Source organism: Halobacillus litoralis, assembly GCF_020524085.2.
GTDB classification, from domain to species: Bacteria; Bacillota; Bacilli; order Bacillales; family Halobacillaceae; genus Halobacillus; species Halobacillus litoralis_E.
Genome location: NZ_CP129016.1, coordinates 2,876,086 through 2,902,417 on the forward strand (window position 1 = coordinate 2,876,086; position 26,332 = coordinate 2,902,417).

General features: G+C 42.0%; 29 protein-coding genes and 1 pseudogene. 29 read left to right on the forward strand and 1 reads right to left on the reverse strand.

Annotated elements, in window-relative coordinates; genetic code table 11:
- Positions 1-12: 12 nt before the first annotated feature.
- The 11 genes and pseudogenes from LC065_RS14750 (at position 13) to LC065_RS14800 (ending at position 8,857) form a co-directional block, all read left to right on the forward strand.
- Positions 13-717: pseudogene (locus tag LC065_RS14750) on the forward strand (uracil-DNA glycosylase).
- 44 nt (positions 718-761) lie between these two features.
- Positions 762-1,304: a YqfQ family protein gene (locus LC065_RS14755; RefSeq protein ID WP_226589682.1), complete on the forward strand. Its 543-nt coding sequence runs from the start codon at positions 762-764 to the stop codon at positions 1,302-1,304.
- 96 nt (positions 1,305-1,400) lie between these two features.
- Positions 1,401-2,360, forward strand: a complete 960-nt coding sequence (gene msrB / locus LC065_RS14760; RefSeq protein ID WP_306163519.1) for a peptide-methionine (R)-S-oxide reductase MsrB — start codon at positions 1,401-1,403, stop codon at positions 2,358-2,360.
- Positions 2,361-2,426: 66 nt separating this feature from the next.
- Complete coding sequence (locus tag LC065_RS14765) at positions 2,427-2,999, forward strand: TetR/AcrR family transcriptional regulator (protein ID WP_226589679.1); 573 nt, start codon at positions 2,427-2,429, stop codon at positions 2,997-2,999.
- An 86-nt stretch (positions 3,000-3,085) separates the two neighbouring features.
- A complete protein-coding gene (locus tag LC065_RS14770) occupies positions 3,086-4,114 on the forward strand; it encodes an AbrB family transcriptional regulator (RefSeq protein ID WP_226589678.1) in 1,029 nt (342 codons plus the stop codon).
- A gap of 103 nt (positions 4,115-4,217) precedes the next feature.
- Positions 4,218-4,817 (forward strand): alpha/beta hydrolase, encoded by a 600-nt coding sequence (locus tag LC065_RS14775; protein WP_226591641.1) that lies wholly within the window; start codon positions 4,218-4,220, stop codon positions 4,815-4,817.
- A gap of 70 nt (positions 4,818-4,887) precedes the next feature.
- A complete protein-coding gene (locus LC065_RS14780) occupies positions 4,888-5,091 on the forward strand; it encodes a DUF6501 family protein (protein WP_226589676.1) in 204 nt (67 codons plus the stop codon).
- 169 nt (positions 5,092-5,260) lie between these two features.
- Positions 5,261-6,856 (forward strand): amidohydrolase, encoded by a 1,596-nt coding sequence (locus LC065_RS14785; protein WP_226589674.1) that lies wholly within the window; start codon positions 5,261-5,263, stop codon positions 6,854-6,856.
- 82 nt (positions 6,857-6,938) lie between these two features.
- The gene (locus tag LC065_RS14790; protein ID WP_226589671.1) at positions 6,939-7,487 is read left to right on the forward strand and encodes a histidine phosphatase family protein; all 549 of its coding nucleotides are present in this window, start codon (positions 6,939-6,941) and stop codon (positions 7,485-7,487) included.
- A gap of 171 nt (positions 7,488-7,658) precedes the next feature.
- On the forward strand, positions 7,659-7,898 hold the full coding sequence (locus LC065_RS14795; RefSeq protein WP_089652514.1) for a ferredoxin family protein: 240 nt from the start codon (positions 7,659-7,661) through the stop codon (positions 7,896-7,898).
- Positions 7,899-8,116: 218 nt separating this feature from the next.
- Positions 8,117-8,857 carry an SDR family oxidoreductase gene (locus LC065_RS14800; RefSeq protein WP_226589669.1) on the forward strand — a complete coding sequence of 247 codons (741 nt, stop codon included), beginning with the start codon at positions 8,117-8,119 and terminating at the stop codon, positions 8,855-8,857.
- Positions 8,858-8,892: 35 nt separating this feature from the next.
- Here the strand turns inward: LC065_RS14800 and LC065_RS14805 are convergent, their stop codons facing one another.
- Positions 8,893-9,168, reverse strand: a complete 276-nt coding sequence (locus LC065_RS14805; protein ID WP_226589666.1) for an acylphosphatase — start codon at positions 9,166-9,168, stop codon at positions 8,893-8,895.
- Between the two features lie 76 nt (positions 9,169-9,244).
- Here LC065_RS14805 and LC065_RS14810 point away from each other — a divergent pair, with 76 nt between their 5' ends.
- From LC065_RS14810 to LC065_RS14895, 18 genes are all read left to right on the forward strand, one after another.
- Positions 9,245-10,207 (forward strand): P1 family peptidase, encoded by a 963-nt coding sequence (locus LC065_RS14810; RefSeq protein WP_226589664.1) that lies wholly within the window; start codon positions 9,245-9,247, stop codon positions 10,205-10,207.
- A gap of 13 nt (positions 10,208-10,220) precedes the next feature.
- Positions 10,221-11,102: a gamma-glutamylcyclotransferase family protein gene (locus LC065_RS14815; RefSeq protein ID WP_226589662.1), complete on the forward strand. Its 882-nt coding sequence runs from the start codon at positions 10,221-10,223 to the stop codon at positions 11,100-11,102.
- Positions 11,099-11,923: an alpha/beta hydrolase gene (locus LC065_RS14820; RefSeq protein ID WP_226589660.1), complete on the forward strand. Its 825-nt coding sequence runs from the start codon at positions 11,099-11,101 to the stop codon at positions 11,921-11,923. The genes LC065_RS14815 and LC065_RS14820 overlap by 4 nt, the downstream gene beginning before the upstream one ends.
- Positions 11,920-12,969 carry a C45 family autoproteolytic acyltransferase/hydrolase gene (locus LC065_RS14825; RefSeq protein WP_226589658.1) on the forward strand — a complete coding sequence of 350 codons (1,050 nt, stop codon included), beginning with the start codon at positions 11,920-11,922 and terminating at the stop codon, positions 12,967-12,969. Before LC065_RS14820 ends, LC065_RS14825 begins: the two co-directional genes overlap by 4 nt.
- A 75-nt stretch (positions 12,970-13,044) precedes the next feature.
- On the forward strand, positions 13,045-13,650 hold the full coding sequence (locus LC065_RS14830; protein WP_306163520.1) for a dynamin family protein: 606 nt from the start codon (positions 13,045-13,047) through the stop codon (positions 13,648-13,650).
- Positions 13,643-14,839, forward strand: coding sequence for a hypothetical protein (locus LC065_RS14835; protein ID WP_306163521.1), 1,197 nt, complete (start codon positions 13,643-13,645; stop codon positions 14,837-14,839). Before LC065_RS14830 ends, LC065_RS14835 begins: the two co-directional genes overlap by 8 nt.
- Positions 14,817-16,634, forward strand: coding sequence for a dynamin family protein (locus LC065_RS14840; RefSeq protein ID WP_306163951.1), 1,818 nt, complete (start codon positions 14,817-14,819; stop codon positions 16,632-16,634). Before LC065_RS14835 ends, LC065_RS14840 begins: the two co-directional genes overlap by 23 nt.
- A 154-nt stretch (positions 16,635-16,788) precedes the next feature.
- Positions 16,789-17,286 (forward strand): superoxide dismutase family protein, encoded by a 498-nt coding sequence (locus LC065_RS14845; RefSeq protein WP_226589654.1) that lies wholly within the window; start codon positions 16,789-16,791, stop codon positions 17,284-17,286.
- 256 nt (positions 17,287-17,542) lie between these two features.
- Positions 17,543-17,743, forward strand: coding sequence for a cold-shock protein (locus tag LC065_RS14850; RefSeq protein WP_027954344.1), 201 nt, complete (start codon positions 17,543-17,545; stop codon positions 17,741-17,743).
- Positions 17,744-17,819: 76 nt separating this feature from the next.
- Complete coding sequence (locus LC065_RS14855) at positions 17,820-18,032, forward strand: cold-shock protein (RefSeq protein ID WP_226589652.1); 213 nt, start codon at positions 17,820-17,822, stop codon at positions 18,030-18,032.
- A gap of 60 nt (positions 18,033-18,092) precedes the next feature.
- Positions 18,093-19,433 (forward strand): DUF2252 domain-containing protein, encoded by a 1,341-nt coding sequence (locus LC065_RS14860; RefSeq protein WP_226589649.1) that lies wholly within the window; start codon positions 18,093-18,095, stop codon positions 19,431-19,433.
- Positions 19,434-19,514: 81 nt separating this feature from the next.
- Complete coding sequence (locus tag LC065_RS14865) at positions 19,515-21,131, forward strand: ABC-F family ATP-binding cassette domain-containing protein (RefSeq protein ID WP_206945137.1); 1,617 nt, start codon at positions 19,515-19,517, stop codon at positions 21,129-21,131.
- Positions 21,132-21,459: 328 nt separating this feature from the next.
- On the forward strand, positions 21,460-22,266 hold the full coding sequence (locus LC065_RS14870; protein WP_226589646.1) for a 3D domain-containing protein: 807 nt from the start codon (positions 21,460-21,462) through the stop codon (positions 22,264-22,266).
- A gap of 124 nt (positions 22,267-22,390) precedes the next feature.
- Complete coding sequence (locus tag LC065_RS14875) at positions 22,391-23,386, forward strand: zinc-binding dehydrogenase (RefSeq protein ID WP_226589645.1); 996 nt, start codon at positions 22,391-22,393, stop codon at positions 23,384-23,386.
- A 143-nt stretch (positions 23,387-23,529) separates the two neighbouring features.
- On the forward strand, positions 23,530-23,916 hold the full coding sequence (locus LC065_RS14880; protein WP_226589642.1) for a helix-turn-helix transcriptional regulator: 387 nt from the start codon (positions 23,530-23,532) through the stop codon (positions 23,914-23,916).
- 18 nt (positions 23,917-23,934) lie between these two features.
- The gene (locus LC065_RS14885; protein WP_306163523.1) at positions 23,935-24,927 is read left to right on the forward strand and encodes an LLM class flavin-dependent oxidoreductase; all 993 of its coding nucleotides are present in this window, start codon (positions 23,935-23,937) and stop codon (positions 24,925-24,927) included.
- A gap of 258 nt (positions 24,928-25,185) precedes the next feature.
- Complete coding sequence (locus tag LC065_RS14890; RefSeq protein ID WP_008640034.1) at positions 25,186-25,272, forward strand: YjcZ family sporulation protein; 87 nt, start codon at positions 25,186-25,188, stop codon at positions 25,270-25,272.
- 116 nt (positions 25,273-25,388) lie between these two features.
- The gene (locus LC065_RS14895) at positions 25,389-26,261 is read left to right on the forward strand and encodes a CvfB family protein (RefSeq protein WP_226589637.1); all 873 of its coding nucleotides are present in this window, start codon (positions 25,389-25,391) and stop codon (positions 26,259-26,261) included.
- Positions 26,262-26,332 lie beyond the last annotated feature (71 nt).

Below are 26,332 nucleotides of genomic sequence, written 5' to 3' on the forward strand. Positions count from 1 at the left end.
GGAGGTGTTCGGATGATCCAACCAGCGAATGATTGGTCAGATCTCCTGAACGAAGAGTTTACAAAAGATTATTTTAAAGAATTACAGAGGATTATGGAGAAGGAATACAAAAAGCATGTCATCCATCCTGCCTATCATGATATTTTTGCAGCCTTAGAATGCACTCCATATGCGTCAACTAAAGTAGTGATTCTTGGCTAGGATCCTTATCATGGAAAGAACCAGGCTCATGGTCTCAGTTTTTCCGTACGACCCGGCAATCGCATTCCACCATCTCTTCGTAATATTTACAAAGAACTACAGGAGGATTTAGGTGTTCAACCTCCGGACCATGGCTCCCTTCATTCTTGGACAAAACAAGGGGTGCTCCTTTTAAACGATGTATTAACAGTGAAGGAAGGGGAGGCGAATTCACACAGAGAATTAGGATGGGAAAAGTTCACAGATGCTGTTATTCAGTCATTAAATGAAAGAACGAAGCCGGTTGTATTCTTTTTGTGGGGGAAACATGCACAAAAGAAAGGGGCGTTCATCGATCGGGAAAAACATTTGGTGCTTACTTCTTCCCATCCCAGCCCGTTTGCCGCACACAAAGGCTTTTTTGGTAGCCGTCCCTTTTCTAAGGCGAATACATTTTTATATAACAACGGGATGGAACCAGTGGATTGGTCGTTACCACCTGCTAACACAAAGACAGGAGCCCAAACCAGTTTATAAAAAAGGCATATGCTAGAGTATTCTAACGTTTCGGAGGGGTTTTTATGTTTCCGACAGGTCAACCGCCTTTCCCTCCTATGGGCCAATTCCCAGGGTTTCAGCAAGCTGCACCGCAAATGATGCGCTCAATGGCGCCGTATATAAATGCGGGAAGCCGGGGCTTCGGCGGCTTTGGTGCTCCAGGCTTTTTAGGAAATACAGGTTTTGGGTTCGGATCTGGACTCCCGGGAGTTCTCGGCGGAGGTGGAGGTACTGGTTTTGGTGCACAGGCTCTTGGTGCTGCAGGGACAGCTGCAAAAACAGGAGGAGCTGGATGGCTTGGTCACATGCAGACAGCACTTAAAGCCATGCAATCGGCAGCACCTATGATGCAGCAATACGGACCGATGCTGAAAAATATTCCTGCCATGATCAATATGATGAAGATTATGAATGAACCTGACGATGATGATGATGAGAGTCTTGTATCATTGGACGAAAGCAGTGAGAAAGCGTCTGTTTCTCAAGAATGGGACTCAACGAGTGTTCTCGACAAAAAAGAGAAAAAACGATCTCAAGGTGCATCACAGCCTAAATTATTCATTTAGGCTGTGCGTGTAGCTTGATTTTTTTTGTTGAGTTAGCAAGAATAAGAACATATCCAATTATAGAAGTAAGAACCTATGCCTTTAGGAGGTTTTATATTGAGTACACAATTAGAAAAAGCAACATTCGCAGGGGGATGCTTCTGGTGTATGGTCGAACCTTTCGATGAACGCCCTGCAATCGAATCCATCGTTTCAGGCTATACAGGAGGACATACAGAAAACCCGACATACTTACAGGTGGTCACAGAAACGACGGGGCACAGGGAAGCGGTACAGATCACTTTCGATCCGGCCATTTTTTCTTATGAGCGACTCGTTGAGCTTTTTTGGCAGCAAATCGATCCCACGGATGCCGGAGGTCAATTTGCTGATCGAGGCCACTCTTATACGACAGCTATCTACTATCACAACGAGAAACAAAGGCAAGTGGCTGAAAAGAGTAAAAAAGAGCTTGCATCATCAGAAAAATTCAAAGCCCCGATTGTAACGGAAATTCTGCCGGCAGAAACGTTTTATCCTGCTGAAGATAAGCATCAGGATTATTATAAGAAAAATCGCTTTCATTACAAACGGTACAAGAAAGGGTCTGGACGAGCTGATTTTATAAAAGATCAATGGAGTTATGAAAAAGACCAGGAAGAATTGAAGCAGCGTCTAACCGATATCCAGTATAAAGTTACGCAGGAGAACGCGACCGAGCGCCCTTTTCAAAATGAATTTTATGATCACGAAGATGAAGGCATCTATGTTGACATTGTTTCAGGAGAACCACTGTTCAGTTCAAAAGATAAATATGATGCGGGTTGTGGTTGGCCTAGCTTTACAAAGCCCATTGAAAAGCAGCAGGTGAAAGAAGAAGTCGATCGGTCTCATGGAATGTTCCGTACGGAAATCCGAAGTGACCGTGCCGACTCCCATCTCGGTCATGTGTTCGAAGATGGACCCAAAGATCAAGGAGGATTGCGCTACTGCATCAATTCTGCTGCTTTGCAGTTCATTCCTAAAGAAGAGATGGAAGAAAGAGGATATGGATATTTGACATACCTTTTTCAATGAAATCCCTCGGGCGCCCCTCTCACCTTTGATGATGATATAATGAAGGTAGTTTGAGGAGGTACCGCATTGGGAAGAAAACGAATTCTTACAAAAGAAGAAATATTAAAAGAGACAGGCGCATTGCTCAGGAAAGAGGGAATCCATGGGGTTCATTTTAAAAAACTCTCAACGGAACTCCAGGTGAGCAGAAGTACGCTTTACGAATACTTTAAAAATAAAGAAGACCTCATTCTCTCCTACATGAGAAATATGATGGAAGAGATGAATAAACAAATTGAAGCGATTCCGGAAGAGGAAGAGCCTAATAAAAAGCTTTACGACCTCCTATTTATTTTTCTTGATCATGCAGAAACTCATCACATCGATCAAATGATTCGGGAGCTGCAGAGCAGTGATCAAACCTTAGCCATATTCTATCGCACAAAGATCCATGAAGACCTTATGGGAACTTATGAGCAAATGTTGGAATGGATTGATGAAGCGAAGAGGTCGGGGCTATGGAAAGATGATATAGAAAGCGAGATGGTTGCTGATCTCATTTTCCATTCCATCTTATTTCCCACCAGGCATAAATATGGAGTGAAAGAGATGACGGATCAACTTTTTAGAATGATCGAATTTGGTGTGAGAAACAAATAGGCAAACCGCTTTCCGAGAGGGAAGCGGTTTGTTGTATTTATCTGATTTTTTGTCTTGTTATATTTTCCGAAAGGAGCGGTGGCCCCATGAAACCTTCGAACAAGATGAAGACTTATTTAATCGCATTGCCAGGCGGTCTTTTGTTCGATTTGTTAAACATCCCGATCCCATGGATATTGGGGCCGGTCGTGTTCGTTGTACTTGCTAAATACTTCACGTCAATGAAATCGGAAACGGTACCGGTAGGAAAAAACATCGCTTTTGTTCTACTAGGAATTCAAATTGGTCTGACGTTCAGTGCGAACACCTTTCATTCTATCGGTCCTTACCTGCTCCCTTATACTCTTCTTACCTCATTGATGATTGCGATCAGCTTATTAGCTGGTTTGTACATTGCAAAGCATGGGACAGTTGACAAAACAACGGCGCTTGTTGGAAGTTCTCCAGGAGGGTTGTCAGTCATGATTGCTGTCAGCGAATCTATGAAAGGGAACAGTACGCTTGTTACGATTTTCCATACCTTACGTTTAATCAGCGTTCTTTTTATTATTCCGTTTTTCGTTACCCATGGAAATTTTGATGTCTCAACAACTGTTGTTGCCGGCGTAACAGGAGGTATGGAAAAAGGCTTGTATTATACCATTCCTTTATATATGGTAGCTGCTTTCATTGGCTGGCAGGTGAGAGACTGGATCCCGGCTGCTCTCGTGATCATTCCTATGCTTTTTATAGGGGCACTAAAGACAGCAGGTGTGTCATTCTACCCATTGCCAGGTGTGCTCTTCACTTTTGCCCAGTTCCTTATAGGCACATACTTGGGACATACGGTATCTTTAAGGGAGATTATATCTGCTGGAAAGACTTGCATCGCTTTCTTTGCATTGGCAGTGTCCATGATCGGAATAGGAATTGGGATGGCCTTTTTATTAAGCTGGTGGACAACCATGGACCTAAAGACAGCTGTTTTAGCTCTGGCTCCAGGTGGACTTGTAGAAATGTCTATCACAGCAGAACAAACAGGTAGTGAACCTGCCATTGTCAGCTCTTTGCAGACCATTCGTTTGTTGATGATCGTCCTGTTGCTCCCCTGGTTGTTCAAAAAGCTAAGAACATGAATTTTGACATTATCTCGAATTGAAGATAAAATAATTTTAGAATGAACTAGGTACCCAGAAAAATATTATGTAAATCAGAAAATAAGAGGTGAGCGCAATGAATATGAAACATATTTTCCAAAAAGGAAAGTCTGAACGCACCTTGTTGCTTCTTCATGGCACAGGGGGTACAGAACAAGATTTGCTGCCTATAGCAAAGATGATTGATCCAGATGCATCGATCTTATCTGTAAGAGGGAATGTATCAGAGAATGGAATGCCACGTTTTTTCAAACGTCTAAGAGAAGGAGTCTTCGATGAAGAAGACTTAATAGAAAGAACGGATGAGTTGAACGAATTCCTTGATGAAGCCAGCAAAGAGTACGGATTCGATCGTAACCATATCATTGCAGCAGGATATTCCAATGGAGCGAACATTGCAGGAAGTCTGTTGTTTCATTACAAAGATAGTTTGCGGGGGGCTTTGCTGTTTCATCCAATGGTCCCGCGGAGAGGGATAGAACTTCCTGACCAATCAGGTCTTCCTGTATTTATCGGTGCCGGTGAAAATGACCCGATCTGTCCAGCTCAAGAAACCAAAGACTTAGAAGAGCTATTAACCAAAGCTGGAGCCAATGTCACCGTTCATTGGGAGCGTATGGGGCATCAATTGACAGAAAATGAAGTGAAAACAGCAGCAGATTGGTATAAAAGTCAATTTTAATCATTTGTTTTATTGAGTCATCTCTACGTTCATTGTATGATAGGTACACAGAAACCAAGGAGGATGCTCTATGATTCACAAAAATTGGGAAAACAATGAAACCATCAAACAAATCGAGTGTGTTCATAACGATGCAAAAAAATTCGTTGTAAACAACGTTCTTACTCCAGGCAAAGTGTATGATGTAAAAAATGAAAGTGAAGAGTTTTACTTTATTATTGATAATTCCGGCCGGATGGGCGGTTTCTATAAGGAGTATTTCAAAGAAGTGTAAACGATTGAAAAGCCAGGGAACCATTCCCCTGGCTTTTTCTATGGCTGCAAACTTTCTTCCATTCCTCTCAAAAGAAAAATTCCTTCCTATAGGGATTTGTTCCCATGTTTATAAAAAAGATGATGTGGGGTAATGGTTATTAAAAAATACTTGAAAGGAAGAGTATGCCATGATTTTGGATAACGTTAGAATCTACCAGCCTCATCAAACCTATGAGAGTGACCGCGCTTATGCGATTAAAATAAAAGGGGAGAAGATTGAGTCCATTTATGAGTCACCTTATGATGGTGAGGAAGATGTCGTAGATGGAAGAGGACGAGTCCTTTCTCCGGCCTTCAACGATAGCCATATGCACCTTCTCCGTTACGGTCTGTTAAAGAAGGAATTAGACCTTACCCAAGTAACGAGCTGGGAAGAAATGAAAGCTGTTGTCGAGAATCATTATGATGAACTGCAGCAATACGACTGGGTTTTTGGGAAGGGATTCAACGATGGAAACTTTGATGATATCGACCATCTTTTAACAGCAGAAGACTTAAATGAAATTCAAGTGAATGCGTATATGTACTTCATGCATCAGGATGGTCATGAATGTGTCATTAGTGAACAGGCGATGGATCTGTTGAAAGAAGAAGAGGATTTCAAGAAAGAACCGGATGAATTTAAAGAAAAAGATGAACATGGGAACTGGAATGGCCGCTTTAAAGATACGGCGGTTCATTATATTAAGCACCATTTTTGGGGACGGTCCGCCGAAGATGCAAAAGAAGCATTAAAGAAAGCGATGCCTCACCTTAGTCAACACGGCCTGACCTCTGTGCATACGGATGATATTAACTTCATCGGTTCTTATCAACGGTTGTGGCAGGCCTATACAGAACTAGAACATGAAGAAACTTTACCGATCGATGTACAACTACATCATTATGTTTTTAATATTGATGACATGAAATCCTATTGTAAGGAAAATGATCTTCGCACAGGTCAAGGAACACCTCAAGTGAGAGTAGGGTCTTTCAAGATTTTCTTAGACGGTACCCAGCGGCTTTATACGGCAGCCATGAGGAACCCTTATCCTGTAGAACCGAGTACAGACGGCCGTTTGATTTATACCCAGGAACAGCTCGATGATATGGTCAAATATGCAAGTGACAATGATATGCAGGTGGCCATGCATGCCATCGGGGATCGTGCTGTTGATCAGGCGATTACGGCGCTTGAGAAATCGAAGGAGGCGACGAAATGTTTTAGGCACCGGATTATTCATGCCCAGACGCTTGCTCCTGATCTGATTGCCCGCTTGAGAGAGTTGAAGCCTTACATTGAAACACAGCCTTCCTTTCTTCTTGATGAGTGGAGCGAAAAAGGGAAATGGACACCGGAAAGCCTTCTGCCATATTGTGATGCTTATGAAAGCCTTTTAAAAGAGCAGGTCCCATTAACGTTGAGCTCTGATCTTCCTATTGGTGCGCTGAATCCTTTTACGACCATATTCTCGGCTGTCAACCGGACAGACCTTAATGGAAACCCAGAAGGCGGCTGGATGCCGCAGGAAAAAATAAGCGTAAAGGAATCTTTTATCGGTTTTACAAAAACTCCAGCTGAGCTCGAATATAGAGAACAAGAAAAGGGTAAAATAGAACCTGGTTATCAAGCTGATTTTGTAATCCTGGACAAGCATCCCGAGGAAATAGAAACTGAAAAGCTGAAGGATATAAAAGTATTAGAGACCTGGCATAGAGGAAAGTGTGTCTATAGGAAGTGATGTCTTCTACAACTTTTCTTGTAAACACTCGTTCCATCAGCCATAATGGACATAAGTGATGGAAAGGGGAGGATGGGTAGCAATGGAGAAATTATTTTTAGTGCGTCACAGCGAAACGGAAGGTCAACATGAAGATTCCCCGTTAACAAAGACGGGCATCAGGCAGGCCCAAATGCTTGCGGCTTTTTTAGAGAAGTACGGGCACAACATTGACCGCATCATCTCAAGTCCTTATTTGCGGGCGATTGAAACGATTAAGCCTTTTGCCAGAAAAAATAATGTGACCATCGAAATGGATGACCGTTTAGAAGAGCGTGTCCTTAGCCGCGAACCTCTGGATGACTGGGAAGAAGTCCTTCATGACACGTTTGTCGACCCTGAGCTGAAACTAACGGGAGGGGAATCCTCGACAGAAGCTAAGAAACGTGTCCTTTCTCTGATTGATGAACTTGAAAATGAGGATTGTGGAAACGTTCTCCTTGTTACTCACGGGAACCTGCTCGCCTTATTACTGCAAAAATATAACCGTGAAATCGGTTTTTATGAATGGAAGCGTCTCTCCCGTCCAGATGTTTTTCTTGTACAAAAACAAGGAGGAGAATATACAGTCGAACGCATTTGGGAAGACTGAGATCATCCTTCCCATTTCTTTTTCAGTTCGATGCGAAAATGGTCGAACAACTACGGGAATTGCGATTTTTTATCAAAATCGTTATAGTATATTGTGGTGTTTATCTTAGCCATTATGGGTGAATAGTATTTAATAAGCACACGAAATTATATAAAAGGAGGAGAAATAGATATGGCATTTGTAATCACATCCCCTTGTAAAGATGAAAAAGCTGGAGAATGCGTGGATGTGTGCCCAGTTGATTGTATCGAAGAAGGGAAAGATATGTTCTATATCGACCCTGCGATTTGCATAGATTGTGGTGCGTGTGAAGCAGTTTGTCCAGTTGAAGCGATTTATATCGAGGACGAGGTACCAGAAGAAGAAACTCCATACATCGAGATTAACCGTAAGTTCTTTGAAGAACAATAAGTATCATAACCAGACCGTCTCTTTCCTGAAGAGGCGGTCTTTTTCATATCTTTCGATCCCTTCTTTATCTAACACAATAACTAAAAATCACTCTTCAATAATCTTGCCATATAATCGAATAGTTAAGAGTGCTTTTAGGTCAGTGGGTTGATAAGTGAATAATTCTTCTTTATGCAGGGTAGATAGAAAAAGAATGATTACAAGGGAGGACACAGATCATGACAAAACTAAAAAATCAAACAGCGATCATAACAGGGGCCAGCAGCGGAATCGGTAAAGCGATTGCTCACCATTTAGCAAATGATGGGGCGAATGTTGTACTCGCAGCTAGAAGAGCAGAAAAGCTTAATGAACTCGCAGAAGAAATTATTGAACAATATAATGTAGAAGCGAAAGTGGTAGAAACAGATGTAACGAAAAGAGAAGATGTGGAGAAGCTAGTTTCAGAAACGAAATCAGCATTCAATACGGTGGATCTTTTCATTAATAATGCAGGAGTTATGTTGCTCTCCTTCTTAAAGAATGACCACGTGGATGAATGGGAACAGATGGTTGATGTTAATATTAAAGGGGTTTTATACGGCATCCATGCAAGCCTGCCTACCATGATTGAACAGGAGTCCGGTCATATCGTTAATGTTTCCTCTGTTGCTGGGCATGAAGTCTTTCCATCCAGCACCGTTTACAGTGCGACAAAATATGCGGTAAAAGCTCTTTCGATGGGAATGGAAAAAGAACTTTCTAAATCGGGCGTCCGAGTGACGAACGTTTCACCGGGAGCCGTGGATACAGAACTTACCGACCACATTACAGACGGAGAGGTCATTGATATGTTCAAAAACCGTAGCATGGATCCGCTGGAAGCGGATGATATTGCCCGTGCCGTTGCTTATGCAGTGACTCAGCCATCTTATGTGAATGTAAATGAGGTCATCGTACGTCCCATGCATCAAAAGTAAATGAAAAAAAGATGACCGCAGGGATGCGGTCATCTTCATTGTACTACTTTAAATTTCTTGTAATTATTGATTTTATCTTTATTTTTAACATCGAGTGCTTCTACTTTACTGAAAGGTGTAGGCCCCTCATCTATTTCTTTTATGAACTGCTGTAATTTTCCATGCTCTCCTTCCGCTTCAATAAGAACGGTGCCGTCGGGCTGATTTTTCACCCATCCTGAAATACCGATCTGTTCAGCGATCTGTTTAGTTGCAGCACGGAAACCGACACCTTGAACGCGGCCGTGGACGGTTATCTGATTGTTTTCCATTCTTACACCTCCTCATCTATCCTCTTGTTTCCCCAAAAATAGAATTCGGCAAACCTTAAAAAGGAGTGGATGTATGATGAATGAGATTGATATCACGGAAATTGAAGGGTTCTTTTTTGGTCAAAAAGAAAGTGAAAATCATCACACAGGGTGCACAGTTATTCTGAGTAAAGACGGTGCCACGGCAGGTGTGGATGTCCGGGGCGGGGCTCCAGGTACGAGGGAGACCGATGCCTTGAAATCTGAAAATCTTGTGCAACAGGTTCACGGCGTATTTCTGTCTGGAGGCAGTGCTTTTGGTCTTGAGGTTGGTTCAGGAGTGATGAAATATTTGGAAGAGGAAGGGATCGGTTTTGATGTAGGGGTAACTCGAGTCCCGGTCGCCCCTGGTGCCATTTTGTTTGACTTAAGAGAAAACGACCAGGGCATGCGCCCGGATGCTAAAATGGGTTATGAAGCTGCAGCAGCTGCTTTCAAGCATTCACATTTGAAACAGGGGAATTATGGAGCAGGTGCAGGGGCGACAGTTGGAAAAGGGAAAGGACCTTCTTTTAGTATGAAAGGCGGATTGGGGCATTATTCCATTCAAGTGGGGGACGTAAAAGTGGGTGCGGTCGTTGCCGTTAATTGTTTTGGGGATGTCATCAATCCTGAGACTGGCCAAATCATCGCCGGCATACAGAGAGAGGGTAGTTTCTTAAATAGTGAAGATGTGTTGATGGATCAAATGAAAGAGGGACCGACCAATCGATTTCACGGGAATACGACCATTGGTGCCGTGGTTACTAATGCGAAGGTAGATAAACCGGCAGCAAACAAACTGGCGGCCATGTCCCATGCCGGCCTTGCACGTACCATTCGTCCTTCCCATACATTCGTTGATGGCGACACAATGTTTTTTGCTGGGTCAGGGAAAATTTCCTGTGACTACAACAGTCTAGGAGTCATGGCTGTCAGAGCGGTTGAAAAAGCAGTACAAAATGCAGTGACTCATGCTAAAACAACGAAAAACTTTTTATCAGCTAAAGATCTACAGTAGGAGGAAGAGTGAGATGAACGTTTTTGTTTACGGTTCTCTTTGCAAAAATCAGGAAAATCATCATTATATGAAAGAAGCGACATGTCTTTCAGAACAAGCTTTTGTGAAAGGTACGTTGTATACGGGACATTCTTATTATCCGCTTCTCATAAAAAACGATCAGGAGATCACCTATGGAGAATTGTACGACATTCCCTCTTCATTATTAGCCGTGTTGGATGAATTAGAAGGCTATTCCAAGGATTCAGAGGATCCATATTTCGTACGGGAGATGTGCGAAGTTTCTACACCACAAGGAGTAAAAGAAGCGTTCGTCTATTATTGGCCGCGAGAAGCTGCAGGTGAAGAGGTCCACAATCACGATTGGAAAGTCCATCGATCTATTCAAAGGGAGCATCTCCATTATTTCGCTTATGGGTCATGTATGGACAATTCCAGATTATGCGAGCATGGAGTTGACCATTTATTTACTACAATCAAAGGGAAAGGGATGCTTAACGATTACAGGCTTTCTTTTTCCACTCATTTCGAGGACGGTTCACGAGCTGATATTACCGAACACCCTGGTTCTCACGTGGAAGGAGTTGTTTATGAAGTTGGAAGAGAGGCAAGAGAGTATTTATATCGAAGGGAAGGGGTGGAAACGAAGGTCTATAGACCAACGATTGTTCATGTGATCGGAGATGACGGAATGACAATCCCTGCTCTTTCTTTCACGGTTATTGAAAAGAAAGCTGAAATCGCTCCACCTTTTCATTATGCAGAAGAAATTCATCGAGGAGGTTCGAAATACCTCTCTGAAAACTACATGAAATCTATCGAACAAAAGTTCATAGAAGAATGGAAAGTGCCAGAATTTAGAACGTATTTGCAAAAAAAGGGGTGGAGAGAATGACAAAGGTCATGTGGTCTAGTTACACAGCCAGGGATTTTACTCGTTTACAATATGCGCTTCTTAAGAAGGAGACCTCTTCTAAGGAAGCGATTATTATCGTACACGGGATTACAGCCGAATTTCATCATCATGAAGCTTTTGCTCAGGAATGTCTCCGTGACGCTGATATTTATTTTCCTGTGTTAAGAGGGTATGATCAGAGTCAAAAGAGAGGGGACATTGACTACATTGGGCAATATGATGACGATTTATTTGATTTCATCCATTTCATTGAAAAAAAGGGGTATGAAAAAGTGACCATGGCCGGACACTCCATGGGCTGTGCCAACCTATTGAGGTTGATTCAAACAAACAAGAGCGCTGCCAGTGAATACTTGTTTATCGCTCCATTCTTTCATCCTACTTTGCCTGTCTATCATGAGGATGCGACCGAGCAGTCCACTGATCGAACCGATGTGGATTATACGGTATTCGACAAGAAAGTCATGCTTCTCATGACTTTGTATAAGATGAATATCCATCGATTCAATAACAGGACTGTTGCGGAAATTCCCGATGAGTTCAACAAAACTGAAAAACTAACTTTGAGCTTCCGACTCCTTGCCTCAAGGTTTCTTGAAAAAATCCCCCCAGAATTGCTACATGATATAAAGGGTAGAGTGTCCATTTATGTGGGAAGTGAGGATGAAGTTCTATTGCATGATACATTCCAGCGGTATGTAAATGAGCATTGGAACGTTGAGATCCACATCATTCAAGGAACAGACCACAACCATATCCTTCACCATCCTCAACTGCATAAGGAATGGGCGGAGAAATGAAACCTTTTTATTCCCAGTTGCTTGCATTCCGCGGTCGTTATGACGACTTCGGGTACGAACAGGGAAAACATTTGAAACATACGCTTTTATATAAACACCACGAACAAAGAAGGAAACGATCGAGGCTTCGATACGATGTTGATGTTCAAGTGGTAAAAGAACAAATGGATCTTTATTCAATGGGTCTCTTCGACGAGCTCAGAGGTCTTGCTGAAGGATTACAATGGTCTTTGGAAGAAGTCGTTCATGAATACAGCGGGTTTCAACAGGACTGGGAAGGTTCAGGCTGCTCCATTTTGACAGGAAACGGATACTTTGCAAGAAATTATGATTACCACCCCAAAACGTATGAGGGCCGGTTGGTTTTGTTTCAACCCGAAGATGGTTATGCGAGCATCGGACCCTCCCAGCGCATCATCGGACGTACAGACGGAATGAACGAACATGGACTTTGTATTGGATATAATTTCGTTAACAGAATTCACCCGGAAGACGGGTTTATTTGTTGTCTGCTGACAAGAATGGTCTTAGAAACATGTAAAACGACCAAGGAAGCGGTTCACCTATTGAAAAAACTCCCTCACAGACATTCGTTTAACTATGTAGTATTTGATAAAGAAGGAACATCAAAAGTCATTGAAGGCTCTCCTCGCGGGGTCACCGTGAAAGAAGGGATGGCTTGTACGAATCACTTCACGGAACTTGAGAAAGAAAACCGCAGGCATCTCTCCGATTCACAGGAAAGACTGGATGACCTCAAAAGCCGTCAAGCTTATATTTTTGATGAATTGGAGGCTTTTCATTTATTGAATGACTCCTACGGACCGATCTTTTCTCATGGGTATAAACAATGGACCGGCACAATCCATACAACCTGCTACAGTCCAGGATCTTTAACTCTTCATTTTGGACTCGGTGGAGATACGGAGCCATCCGTGATTTTATTCGGTGACTGGCTGAATGGAAGGACGGTTCTTCCTAGTAAGGTTTATGGGGAATTGGATACGGATCAAACGATTCCCTACATGGATGACCATTCGTTATAAATATCTCCCCCTTGAGGAAACACAGTTCTTCAGAGTAAAATGAGGGAGGACATTGTACGGCAAAGGAGACGAGACATGAGCCATTTGACAGATGTAAGCATCGGTAAAATTCAGAATTTATACGCTTTTTTAAAAGATCAAGGAAATGAAGAACAAAAAGAGAAAGTATTGGATTTATATGGAAAGTTGATCCAAGAAGAAATGATCGTCGGCTTCGCGGGGCACTTTTCAGCTGGAAAATCCACTTTGATCAATACGCTATTAGAGAATGACCTTCTCCCCTCAAGCCCCATTCCTACTAGTGCGAATATCGTTCGGTTAAAGACAGGGGACCCCTATACACTTGTCCATTTTCAAGATGGAACGGTCGTCCGATATGATGCGGATATCGATCTGGAAACGATTAAAGCGCTCTGTAAAGATGGTGAGAAAATTACAGGACTTGAAATCTCACAACCAGGACAGTCTTTGCCTCCTCATGTGTCGATCGTCGATACACCAGGAGTAGATTCCACGAATGACGCGGACCGTTTGATTACTGAATCATCCCTTCATTTGATGGATTACATGTATTATGTGATGGACTATAACCATGTACAGTCTGAAGTGAACCTTATGTTTCTATTGGAAATGCAGCGTCGAAAAACACCTTTTTCAGTGGTGATCAAACCAGGTGGATAAACATGTAGAAAAAGAGCTTTCTTTTGAAACCTATCAAAAAACGGTAAGAAACGCCTTCAAAAAATGGGGCATAGCCCCTGAAGAAATCTATTTCACTTCCTTGAGAGATTATTCCCTTCCTTTCAATGAATTTCAAACGTTAAAGGAAGACTTCCGCTCCCTCTTTTCCATCTCCCAACTGGAAAGACAAGCGGAAACGCAAGTGAAATGGATTGCCGAAGAAGCGGTGATGAATTATTCGGAACTGATCGAAGGTGAGATGGCACAGCTTCGAGAAGAAAAGGAAAATTGGGAGGGAAAGATCGATCAAAGTCCCTTCCATGTTAATGAGCTCGAACACCAGCAAGCTCTCTATGAACAAGCAGAAGCACACTTTCAGGAGAGGGTCAGCCAATTCATTTCGAATGCTTATCTCATGCCCAGCGCTCTACGTGAATATGCGGAGGCATATTTACAGTCTGTACAACCGGACTTTAAAGTGGGAATTCTTTTCACGCAAAAGAAAACAGATGAAGAACGCTCAGCAAGGAAACATGCATTTTATAAGAAGCTTACAGAGTCAGTGGAGAAAAACCTGTACTGGCCGCTGCGGGAACGAATGCTTGAGCTGATGGAAAGCTATTCGATCAGTGACCAGCGGCTGCTCGAACATGTGCAAAAAGAGACCTTCCATTATCCTGAGGAACGGTTGTATGCTCTTGTCGAACGTGGAGCGTCTGTCACAGGTTCTTACGTATTACGTTACACGGATGATGTGTCAAAAGATATCCAAAAGGAAGCGCGTCGTTTCATACAAGAATGGAAGCTTTTATTCCTCGAAGCGGTCGCGGCCAATCAACAAGAAATGGTCGACCAGCATAAAGAAGTTTTTGAAGCGGCTGATAGAAAGCAGGAAATCGAAAAACGACTAGAGGTTTTAAATGAAGAAATCAAAGACTACCGTCATAACCTAGAAGAATACTTGGGAAAAGAGACCTCGGAAGAAGAGAGATTATGGATCAGTGAGAGATGGAAAGAACGACAAGAAAAGATGATTTTTAAAAGTGCTGATGAAATTCCTGCTGAAACGCCGGTCATTGAAGAGGAAGACCTCGACCCTCGTCCAGCGCCTTCTAAAAAAAAGTGGTTCTTCCATCGACCAGGCACTTCTCCGTGCAGAGGAAACATTGGAAAACATCCACTCACTTGAAGGTACGAAGCGGCTCTATGCTCAATTAAAGAAAAAACGAAACCGTCTGGAGGACAGACATTATACAATCGCCCTATTCGGAGCATTCAGTGCGGGGAAATCAAGTTTTGCTAATGCCCTGCTGGGAGACCTGGTACTGCCTGTTTCTCCAAATCCGACTACAGCGACGATCAATAAAATTTCTCCATCTCATGCTGGAAAACCGGACCGCTCGATTGACGCTTATGTGAAGACAGAAGCAGAGATGCTGGAAGATTTATCTCCAATTCTTGAGGCCCTTGATCTCAGCGCTCATACTCTGGAGGATCTTCATACGAAAGCTAACCATATGAAGGAAAAAGATTGGCAGCCACTTGACCATAAGAAACACTCCTTTTTACGTGCTTTCATAGACGGTTATCCAACTATGAAACAGAATCTGGGAAGGTGCATCGATGTGTCATGGGATGATTTTTCATCGTATGTTTCTAAGGAAGAAAAATCCTGTTTCATCGAGTCTATGGAACTCTTCTATGACTGCCCGTGGACGGAAGCGGGAGTCACTCTCGTAGATACCCCTGGAGCGGACTCTGTCAACGCACGTCATACAGATGTGAGTTTTGAATACATCAAGGATGCGGATGCCGTTTTATTTGTCACCTATTATAACCATCCATTTTCACATGCTGATCAAACGTTCCTTAAACAGCTAGGCCGTGTAAAGGATAGCTTCAGCCTTGATAAAATGTTCTTCCTCATCAATGCAGCAGATTTGGCATCATCCGATGAGGAACGGAAGCAGGTGGAAAGCTATGTGAGAGGGCAATTGAATGAGTTCCAAATACGCCACCCGAAACTTTTCTCTATATCGAGTTTACAAGCACTCGATGAGAAAATGGATGGAAAAGATTTGAAGTCAGGCCTGCACGCTTTTGAAGAAAGCTTCCATTCTTTCCTTCACGAAGACCTCGCACAGATGATGATTCATGCGATGGATAAGGATATTAAGAACATAAGACAAGTCCTTGAGAACTTCATCGCTGCAAGTCAGCTCAACGAACAAGAGCGCCGTGAAGAAATTGAAAAGACGAAAGAGGAATACCATCACATACGCGAGACGCTTGAGAAGAATTTCGGTCAGGGGGCGGAAGACGCTATTCATAACAAAGCGGATAAACAGATTCACTTTGTACATGAACGAATGATGCTCAACTTTAATGATCTGTTCAAGCGGCACTTCAATCCAGCCACCATTCAAAACAAGGGAGATTCAAAAGAAGCATTGAAGGTTGCTCAGAAGCAGCTTCTGGATGAATTGAGTTTTGAAATGCTCCAGGAAGTGAAAGCGGTTTGTGTGCGGATGGAGAGGTTCATGGACCAGTTAGTAAATCAGTCCAAAGAAAGGATTGAAAGTGATCTTTATAAAATCCGCCCCTTCCTTCAATTGTCGATGATCGAAGAAGGAACATTCCCTCTTCCGATACTAAGTGGAAATGTTGACATTGGAGAAAAAGAAAAAGCTGGCTTGCGAAAATTTTTCAGAAACCCAAAAGCTTTCTTTGAACGAAATGAGAAAGAAGAGATGAGGGAATCCATGGCAGCTCTTCTTTCTCCGGAGCTGAAAGCGCAATTGGAAACACTTGAATCACTGGTTATTGACCATTATACAGAGTTGTGGCAGAGAAGGTATGCGGAATGTATGAACATTTGGAAAGAGGATGTGTCAGACCATTTCACTCAACTTCAATCTCACCTTGAACGACCAGAAAACACAAAAGACTTGGAAAAGATCCTATCTCAAATTCCTAAGTTCTAATTTACTAAACCAACACATAAGGTAATACATCAGCTTCCCCTTTTCTAAGGATTTCTTCCTCCTCCTCGGAAAGGGGGATTTGTTTTGCTGAAAAACTCTGGTATAAGAAGACAGCGGAAGCCATAAGTATAGACAGAAAGGTAGGTGTTATTCAGTGTATATCCAAAACGGTCCCTATAGACAAACGTATGCTTCTGAAACAGCGCAAGCGAAATTTTTGAGTAGTCCACTTGCTCCCAACTTGAAAGGGACCATCCAATTTTACCAAATGCCCTACGGCGTCGAGGTTTTTGTACAGGTAGAGGGCCTGCCTGATTTCAACAAGCCAAAAAACGGAAAGCAGATTGGACCTCATGGGTTTCACATCCATGAAAAAGGGGTGTGTGAAATCGGGGACGGCAAGGATCCTTTCGCATCTGCAGGTGGACACTGGAATCCAGATGAGCAGCCCCACGGGAATCATGCGGGAGACTTCCCCGTTTTGTTTTCCAATCAAGGAAGAGCACGGATGATATTTTTCACTGATCGGTTCAAAGTGAGTGACATCATTGGCAAATCTGTAATCATCCATGAAGGACCTGATGACTACCAGTCCCAGCCTAGCGGCAATGCAGGGAAAAGAATCGCTTGTGCTATTATTGAAAGATCTTGACGGAATGGAATAATTCACCTTCTCCACGTATATACTAGTCGTGTAACGTTAATAGCACAGCACGCTCTGCTTGACTTCACCGGTGAGTCATAGTATAGTGTATAAAAGGATAAAATTTACCAATATTCAGAAGTTCGCACTTCCAATCACCTATTATAAAGAGTGATCAATCCTTATTGGTACTTTTTATAATATGTGATTTTTTCTTTATTGCAAAACGCATATTAATTTTTGAAACATTGGAGGATCCATCCCTATGAAAACAGGTACAGTGAAGTGGTTTAACGCGGAAAAAGGTTTTGGTTTTATCGAGGTTGAAGGTGAAGATGATGTATTTGTACACTTCAGCGCGATCAACGAAGAAGGCTTCAAGTCTCTAGAGGAAGGTCAAGCTGTAGAGTTTGAAGTGACAGAAGGCAATCGCGGACCACAAGCTGCAAACGTCACGAAACTATAATAAAAAATAGAAAGAGACTGGCTTTTGAAGGTCAGTCTCTTTTATATCATGACATTCTAAAGGGGGGGCTACGCCGATGGCTTTCGGAAAGAAAAATCAGGCAGAGATCAAAGAAGAAGATACGAAGATTTGGGTTTGTACGTCCGAAGACTGCAACTGCTGGATGAGAGATAACTTCAGAACGAATGATAACAAGAAGTGTCCCATGTGCGGAAGTGATATGGAAGAAGAAAACAAAGTGCTTCAAGTTGTCGAAAATAATAGTTTATACTATAAATCAGAGTCTTAAAGAAAAAAGCGGTTGCTTATCAGGCAATCGCTTTTTCTTATATCTAAGGGAGGGGAAACCATGGATCAAAAAATAAAGCAGATGCGTGAAACCAAACAGAGCTTAAGAAAGATTTCACTTTCTACTGTTTTGGATAAATTTGATGGGGATTTAATGGCATTATCTGAAAAAGAAAGAAAGAAGAAGTATAACAAAATGAAAGCTGATCCTTACAGCTTTTTTAGAGGAAGTGCCTACTTGTTCTTTCATGATACCACAGAGCTTCCCTTTACCTTTCATACACCCGCGGACAAACCGACATGGCTCATGGGAGATTTGCATTTCAACAACTTCAGTGTCTTTCAAAACGAAAACAAAGAGATTGTCTTCGATGTGGACGACTTCGATGAAGGTTATCTAGGTTCATATCTATACGACGTCCTACGCATGGTCGTTAGTATACGTTTAATGATGCAGTCCCTTTCGTATGATGATGAAGCCAAGGAAGAGATGGTTCATCGATACTTGAAGACGTACGTGAAGCAAATAGAAGCTTACCATCATCGAGAATTGAGCCCGGAGAAAGTTCAATTTACGAAAGAGTCCACAAAAGGTCCTGTCAAAAAGGCCATTAAAAAAGCGGAGCAAAGAAGTTTGTCACACGAACTGGAAAAGCAGACGATGATCAATCACGAGTCCATACGTTCTTTTGATATCGGGAAAGACAAGCTGTCTTCCGTTTCTAAACACGAGAAACGATTGTTAGAAAGAGCGTGGGAAGAGTATTATCAATCCTTGGAAGAAAAGAACAAGAAAGCGAAGGACTATTACCGCATCAAGGATGTGGTAAAAAAGACTGGAGCGGGAATCGGCTCGACCGGCTTGAAGAGGTATTACATTCTTATTGAAGGTGCGTCTCACGAAGCTCATGAGGATGATATCATCCTTGAAGCAAAAGAAGCGCGAACTCCTATCCCTGCTTATTTCTTTCCCTATGATGAAAAGTTCTGGAACGATCATAAACATCAGGGAAGAAGAGTCATTCACACTCAGCGGGCGATGCACCACCTCTCCGATCCATTTCTCGGCTACTTTACTATGGAAGGGAAAGAATTTTACGTGAGGGAACGATCGCCTTTTTCCAAGGATGTTAAAGAAAAGCATCTAAGTGATCTTAAGTCTGTCAAAAAGACGGTAAAGACCATGGCAAAAGTGAGTGCAAAAATCCATGCGAGAGCGGATGTGGATATTGACGAAGGAATGCTCGACTATCATAGTGAAGACAGCATTATGGAAGCGATCGGGACAGAGAAAAAGAGGTTCCGACAGCAGCTCAGTTTGTGGGCTCATCATTATGAAAGAAAGGTATTTGAAGATTATGATCTGTTTCTTGAGTGGGGAAACGAGCGTGGATATTTTTAATATTGACGACGGCTATCATACAACGCTCAAGAATGATATAATTTCTATGTTATAGAAACGAGAGTACTGGAGGATTATCACATGTTAACAGTAAACAATGTAAGTCTTCGATTCGGCGACCAAAAGTTGTTTGAAGACGTAAATATAAAATTCACCCCGGGCAATTGCTATGGACTGATTGGTGCGAACGGGGCAGGGAAATCTACATTCTTAAAAATTTTGAGTGGTGAGATCGAGGCACAAACGGGTGATGTAAGCTTGAAGAAAGATCAACGTTTGGCCGTTTTGAAACAGAACCATTTCGAATATGATGAATACCAAGTGCTTGAAACCGTCATTATGGGGCATACCCGTTTATATGAAGTGATGAAGGAAAAAGACGCGATCTATATGAAAGGCGATTTTTCTGAAGAAGACGGCATGCGCGCAGCGGAACTTGAAGGAGAATTCGCTGAAATGAATGGATGGGAAGCGGATTCCGACGCCGCCCGTCTATTGAAAGGCTTAGGCATTGGCGAAGACCTTCATGATAAGAAAATGAGTGAACTGCAAGGATCAGAGAAAGTGAAGATTCTCCTTGCACAAGCGCTTTTCGGAAATCCGGATGTCCTTCTTCTCGATGAGCCTACCAACCACCTGGACATTAAAGCGATCCAATGGTTGGAAGACTTCTTGATCGATTTTGAGAATACAGTTATTGTGGTTTCCCACGACCGTCACTTCCTGAACAATGTCTGTACACATATTGCGGACCTTGACTTTGGAAAAATCCAGGTTTATGTCGGAAACTATGACTTCTGGTATGAGTCCAGTCAATTAGCACAGAAAATGGCTGCCGAACAGAATAAGAAAAAAGAAGAGAAGATTAAGGATTTGAAAGAGTTCATTGCACGTTTCAGTGCCAACGCCTCCAAATCCAAACAAGCAACTTCCCGTAAGAAACTACTCGATAAAATCACGTTGGATGATATTCAACCATCTTCCAGAAAGTATCCTTATATCGCATTCAATGCGGAACGTGAAATCGGTAATGACTTGCTGACAGTTGAAAACCTTTCGAAAACGGTAGATGGTGAGAAAGTATTGGACAACGTCAGCTTTACCCTTAATAAAGACGATAAAGTGGCCCTTGTGGGATCAAACGAAGTAGCGAAAACGACTCTTTTCCAAATCCTTATGGGTGAGGTTGAGCCGGACGAGGGAACCTATAAATGGGGTGTAACGACATCGCAAAGCTACTTCCCTAAAGACAACTCGGAATTCTTCGAAGGTTCGAATTTGAATCTTGTCGAGTGGCTTCGTCAGTATTCACCAGAAGATGAAACAGAAACGTTCCTGCGCAGCTTCCTTGGACGTATGCTGTTCTCTGGAGAAGAAGCGCTTAAGAAAGCGAATGTCCTTTCAGGTGGAGAGAAAGTGCGTTGCATGCTTTCTAAAATGATGCTTTCTCAAGCAAACGTTCTTCTTTTGGATGAACCGACCAACCACCTCGACCTGGAGTCCATCACATCCTTGAACAAAGGATTGATTAATTTCAAAGGTTCGGTCATTTTTGCTTCCCACGACCATGAATTCATTCAGACCATTGCTAATCGTATTATTGAAATTACGCCTAATGGTAAGATTGTCAATAAAGAAATGACGTATGATGAGTTCTTGAATGACCCGGAAGTTCAAAAGCAAGTAGCAGCTAAATAAGGATGAGACAAAAGCACAGATCCCAGTGGATCTGTGCTTTTTTTCGCTAGAATATGTTTTTTTCTATCATTTTCGGGTAAAAAAATCTATGAATAGGCAAACCTCCGCTTTGTTGAATGATGACGAAGGGTAGCAGAAGAAGGGCATTTATGACCGTTTCGCGGTGCAAATGCTCCTTTTGTAATGGCTGTGAAATATGGATGTTATGTTTGCAACTAAACTGTTGCTTGTTTGTTCTTAATTTATTCTGAGATTCTGTTAATCTTGTAATTGTGAATGGATCACCTAAATACATAGGGATCGATCAATCAAGAGGAGGCAGAATTTCATGAAAAAAACTGTATTTTCTGTTGTAGCAACTGTCGCATTAACGGGAGCATTCGCCACTTCGGTAAGTGCCCACGAAACGGAATATAAAATCAATCAGGGGGACACTCTTTGGGGAATCTCTCAAAAATATGACGTCAGCGTCCAAGATCTAAAAACATGGAATGGTTTAAATTCAAACATCATCTATCCAAATCAAACGTTAAAAGTAGCAAACGAGTCTAAATCCAGTACACCTTCATCTACTACGTCTTCCAACACATCCACTTATACAGTGAAGTCTGGAGACACGTTGTACGCCATTTCTCAAAAATTTAATATTTCAGTTGATCAGCTGATGGCGTGGAACAACCTGACTTCCACCCTCATTTATCCTGGCGAACAGTTTAAAGTTGATGGACAGGCTGTGCAAACATCTGCTCCAAGTTCCAATAGCAGCTCTAGTAATAGTTCCAGCAACAGCACATCAACAGCAACTCAAACCAGCACAAGTCAAGACACAAGTAACGATGTGGTCAAAGAGTTTACGGCTGAAGCTACTGCCTATACTGCATTTTGCACAGGATGCAGCGGTGTAACAGCAACTGGAATTGACCTGCGTGCAAATCCTGACCAAAAAGTGATTGCCGTAGATCCGAACGTCATCCCACTTGGTTCTAAAGTTTATGTCGAAGGGTACGGAACAGCAATTGCTGGAGATACCGGGGGTGCCATTAACGGCAACCGTATCGATATCTTCATGCCTTCCCGTGAGGATGCTCTTGCCTTTGGTAGACAAACCGTTAAAGTTCAAGTACTGGCTGACTAATTTGATAAGATTTAAAACTCCTTTCTGTAAATGCAGAAAGGAGTTTTTTTATGCGGTTTATTTTGAGTTTCAACCACTTATTGATAGACTAAAGACAATTGTAATAAGAAGGGAGAAGGTATGGATGAAAGCGATTGTACATGAAGGAAAAGATGGACTAGAGGGATTGAAAGTAAAAGAATTACCGAAGCATCAAATGAGTGACAACGAAGTGAGGATTAAAGTACATACGGCAGGAATGAACCGGAGAGATTTGGCTGTGGTCACGAAACGTCACAAAGCGGATGATCCTGCACTAATTCCTGGATCAGATGCTTCTGGAATTGTAGAAACAGTTGGGGAGAGTGTCACCAAGTTTCAGCCAGGTGACGAGGTCATTGTCAATCCTGGACTCGGCTGGCAGAAAAATAGCGCAGCTCCTCCAAAAGGGTTCGAAATCGTCGGTCTTCCTGATCATGGGACTTTTGCTGAATATTACACGTGTACGGAGGACCATCTTGAACGAAAACCTGAGCATTTGTCTTTTGAAGAAGCAGGCGTACTTCCATTAGCAGCGCTAACCGCCTATCGCGCCTTGTTTACAAGAGGGAATCTTGAAGCGGGTCAAACAGTTATGCTGCCAGGGATCGGAAGCGGTGTTCTTACTTTTTGCCTGAAGTTTGCAAAAGCCGTTAACGCAAGAGTCATCGTAACCTCCCGTTCAGAAAGTAAACAAAAGGAAGCGTTGAACCTTGGGGCGGACATAGCCATTTCAACAGAAGAAAGTTGGCAGGAAGCTTTAGCTTCTGAACAAGTGGACTTGTTAATAGAAAGTATTGGGAACGCTACATTCAATAAATCATTGGACATTGTCCGAAAAGGTGGAACCATTGTTACTTTCGGTTCGACGACGGATGATGAAGTGACAATCAATATCCGGGAGTTCTTTTATGGGCAGTACAACCTGCTTGGTTCAACGATGGGGAGCGCAGAGGAATTGCGTGAGATGCTGGACTTTATTAGCAAGCACAACATTAAGCCTCAACTAGACAAGGTTTTTTCGATTGATCAATATAAAGAAGCATTCGAATACATTCAAGATTCCAAAAACTTCGGGAAAATTGCTTTTACGATGGAATAATGTTCTTTATTTAAACTTAGTAGTAACTCCGAATTAATAAAATAAAAAAACACACATCAAGCGAACGAATGTGCGTATAATTAGACAATTCATCCATCTTTTGTTGTAAAATGATAGAAAGACCATTTTATGACAAGGGGTGGATGATTTTGTCACATAAAAACAATCCGAAGCGATTTGCTTTAAACATGAGTGCCGCACAATTTACAAAGTTTTATATCATGCATCTGTTACAAGTGCATCAGCCGATGATTAGTGAACATTTCAAAGCAGAGTTTAAAAAGCTTACGAAAAACTGGATTCCAGCACCTTCCACATTACTTGATACCCTACATGAAATGACAGAGCAAGGATTATTATACCGTAAAGATGATTACAAATCACATGATAAAAAGAGACAAAAAGTATACTGGTATTACCTGACGGATGAAGGAAAAGAAGAATTCGATGTGTTAAAAAAGCGTTATAAGCTGTTATTTGAAGAACAAATGCAAATACTGAAACAAATTATGGATGATGTTTATAGATAAAGGAAAGGTGAGCTTGCAGTGAAATTAAGTGTTCTGGATCAAAGCCCCATATCTGAGGGGGAGTCTGCTCAAGATGCATTACAGAAATCAGTAGAATTAGCGAAATACACAGAGAAATTAGGCTACCATAGATACTGGGTCGCCGAACATCACAATACGAATGGTCTTGCGAATACGTCACCTGAAATTCTTATATCTATGATCGCACAAGCCACAACATCCATTCGGGTCGGTTCTGGCGGGGTCTTACTTCCACAGTACAGTCCATTAAAAGTCGCAGAGAATTTCCGTATGCTTGAGGCTTTGTTTCATGGACGCATGGATCTTGGAGTAGGGCGCTCCCCTGGAGGTGGACCAAAGACAAGGCTTGCCCTTACAGATAGAATCGAAAAGCCCCTCAGTTCTTTTTCTAGACAAGTGAAGGAGCTGAAACAATTCTTACAAGATTCCATTCCTAAAGGAGATCGGTTTTATGGTGTAAAAGCACGCCCGGAAACCCATTATCAACCTGAACTTTGGGTCCTGGGTTTGACCGAGCGGGGAGCCAAACATGCAGCAGTGAACGGCACAGGGTTCACTTTTGGTCATTTCATTAACCCTGATCATGGAAAAATGCCTATTGAAACTTACAGGGAGCGATTCAAGAGCACGGATATGGAAAAACCTAGAGTGAATGTATGTATATTCGTCATTTGCGGGGAGACGGAGGAAGACGCAGAGAAGCTGGCTAAGAGTCAGGACCTCTGGTTGCTTCGTGTGGATAAAGGACTAGATACTCGTGTTCCCTCAGTGGAAGTGGCTGAAAGTTACCCTTATACAAAAGAAGAAATAGAAAAAATAAAAAAGAATCGGAGACGCTGCATTATTGGAAATCCAGATCATGTGAAAACTAGATTGATGGAACTATCTGAATATTATGGGACAGATGAGTTTTTGGTTATTACCAATCTATTTGATTATGAAGAAAAGAAAAAATCCTACAGCAGAATTGCTCATCTATTCACAAATTAATTGAACCTCATGATAGATATGTTCCGTTTGTCCGAGACTCAATTTCCAAATTTTTTGTGATCCTAGGGAGCTGCGGGGAAAGTTTCGTTCTGCTGTTCAAAGCAAACAACCCGGTGATACCGATCTTGTACACCTTAAATTGTAATGGAGCCTTTTTTTAAAATAAGTGTTGATCCGCCTAATCACCAGGGAGCTCAGCCTTTCACCCATACCGATTCTTACCCAGCTTCATATACAGAAGTAAAGGGGGGAATTGGAATGAGTAAAGGATATGGTGGAGGCTTTGCGCTAATCGTTGTTTTGTTTATTCTCCTAATTATTGTAGGAGCTTCTTGGTGGTATTAATCACTATAGAGCGTGGCAGTTGCCACGCTTTTTCTATTCCATAAAATCATCGTTTTAAAATGGATCAATCTAAGCTATAATAAGTAACATTACGTCACGGAAAAGGATGAAATTACATGAAAGATGTCAATATATTGGGAACTATTCAACAAGGGAAAATTAAAAAGAAAATCACAGAGGGTTTCATTGTTCATATCCAAAACGAAGAAGTGGTACTGCCCGACGAAAATGTTACTGAAGAGATTGAATTGGATGAAAGCCGAGACATGTTCATTTATGAAAACAAGAAAGGACAAGCTTCTGCGACCATGGAAATTCCGGAAGTTACAAAAGATACCTATGGTTGGTCGGAAGTGGTAGAAGTCGTTCCGAATATGGGAGTATTTGTGGATATTGGTTTAACAAACAAAGATATCCTTGTTTCCTCCGATCATCTTCCTCTCCTTAAATCTGTTTGGCCGACAGAAGGAGACCATTTGTTTGTCAGTCTGGAACTTGATAAAAAAGGCCGTCTTCTAGCCGAACCCATCTCTGAACAAGAAGTCATGGATGACTTGGAACCTGCACCGAAAGAATTGCTTGGGCAAGAAGTGACCGCTCGCGTATACCGCGCTACGAAAGCAGGCTCTACTGTATTGACTGGCGAAGGATACAGAGGTTTCATCCACCCAAGTGAAAGAAAAGAGGAACCAAGGCTTGGAGAAACAATTACGGCTAGGATCATTGATGTGAAAGACGATGGAACAATCAATTTATCTCTTCGTCCTTTAAAACAAGAGGGAATGAAGGAAGATGCAGAGATCATTTATGAATACTTACAAGAAAATGACGGAGTCATGTTCCTTCATGATAAAAGTGATCCGGAAGATATCCGAAAAACCTTTAAAATCAGTAAATCAGCATTTAAACGAGCCCTCGGCCAATTAATGAAAGAAAGAAAAATCATTCAAGAGAATGGAAAAACAGTGATCAATCATAATCGCACTTAAAACTTAGTAGCAACTCCGAAACTAAATAAAAAAATAAAACAAGCATCTAAGTCATCATCCTAAGGTGCTTG

Coding starts and splice junctions, on each gene's coding strand:
- LC065_RS14755 (WP_226589682.1), top strand. CDS start 762: ATGTTTCCGACAGGTCAACCGCCTTTCCCTCCTATGGGCCAATTCCCA.
- LC065_RS14770 (WP_226589678.1), top strand. CDS start 3,086: ATGAAACCTTCGAACAAGATGAAGACTTATTTAATCGCATTGCCAGGC.
- LC065_RS14775 (WP_226591641.1), top strand. CDS start 4,218: ATGAAACATATTTTCCAAAAAGGAAAGTCTGAACGCACCTTGTTGCTT.
- LC065_RS14780 (WP_226589676.1), top strand. CDS start 4,888: ATGATTCACAAAAATTGGGAAAACAATGAAACCATCAAACAAATCGAG.
- LC065_RS14785 (WP_226589674.1), top strand. CDS start 5,261: ATGATTTTGGATAACGTTAGAATCTACCAGCCTCATCAAACCTATGAG.
- LC065_RS14790 (WP_226589671.1), top strand. CDS start 6,939: ATGGAGAAATTATTTTTAGTGCGTCACAGCGAAACGGAAGGTCAACAT.
- LC065_RS14795 (WP_089652514.1), top strand. CDS start 7,659: ATGGCATTTGTAATCACATCCCCTTGTAAAGATGAAAAAGCTGGAGAA.
- LC065_RS14800 (WP_226589669.1), top strand. CDS start 8,117: ATGACAAAACTAAAAAATCAAACAGCGATCATAACAGGGGCCAGCAGC.
- LC065_RS14805 (WP_226589666.1), bottom strand. CDS start 9,168: ATGGAAAACAATCAGATAACCGTCCACGGCCGCGTTCAAGGTGTCGGT.
- LC065_RS14810 (WP_226589664.1), top strand. CDS start 9,245: ATGAATGAGATTGATATCACGGAAATTGAAGGGTTCTTTTTTGGTCAA.
- LC065_RS14815 (WP_226589662.1), top strand. CDS start 10,221: ATGAACGTTTTTGTTTACGGTTCTCTTTGCAAAAATCAGGAAAATCAT.
- LC065_RS14820 (WP_226589660.1), top strand. CDS start 11,099: ATGACAAAGGTCATGTGGTCTAGTTACACAGCCAGGGATTTTACTCGT.
- LC065_RS14825 (WP_226589658.1), top strand. CDS start 11,920: ATGAAACCTTTTTATTCCCAGTTGCTTGCATTCCGCGGTCGTTATGAC.
- LC065_RS14830 (WP_306163520.1), top strand. CDS start 13,045: ATGAGCCATTTGACAGATGTAAGCATCGGTAAAATTCAGAATTTATAC.
- LC065_RS14850 (WP_027954344.1), top strand. CDS start 17,543: ATGAAAACAGGTACAGTGAAGTGGTTTAACGCGGAAAAAGGTTTTGGT.
- LC065_RS14855 (WP_226589652.1), top strand. CDS start 17,820: ATGGCTTTCGGAAAGAAAAATCAGGCAGAGATCAAAGAAGAAGATACG.
- LC065_RS14860 (WP_226589649.1), top strand. CDS start 18,093: ATGGATCAAAAAATAAAGCAGATGCGTGAAACCAAACAGAGCTTAAGA.
- LC065_RS14865 (WP_206945137.1), top strand. CDS start 19,515: ATGTTAACAGTAAACAATGTAAGTCTTCGATTCGGCGACCAAAAGTTG.
- LC065_RS14870 (WP_226589646.1), top strand. CDS start 21,460: ATGAAAAAAACTGTATTTTCTGTTGTAGCAACTGTCGCATTAACGGGA.
- LC065_RS14875 (WP_226589645.1), top strand. CDS start 22,391: ATGAAAGCGATTGTACATGAAGGAAAAGATGGACTAGAGGGATTGAAA.
- LC065_RS14880 (WP_226589642.1), top strand. CDS start 23,530: ATGATTTTGTCACATAAAAACAATCCGAAGCGATTTGCTTTAAACATG.
- LC065_RS14890 (WP_008640034.1), top strand. CDS start 25,186: ATGAGTAAAGGATATGGTGGAGGCTTTGCGCTAATCGTTGTTTTGTTT.
- LC065_RS14895 (WP_226589637.1), top strand. CDS start 25,389: ATGAAAGATGTCAATATATTGGGAACTATTCAACAAGGGAAAATTAAA.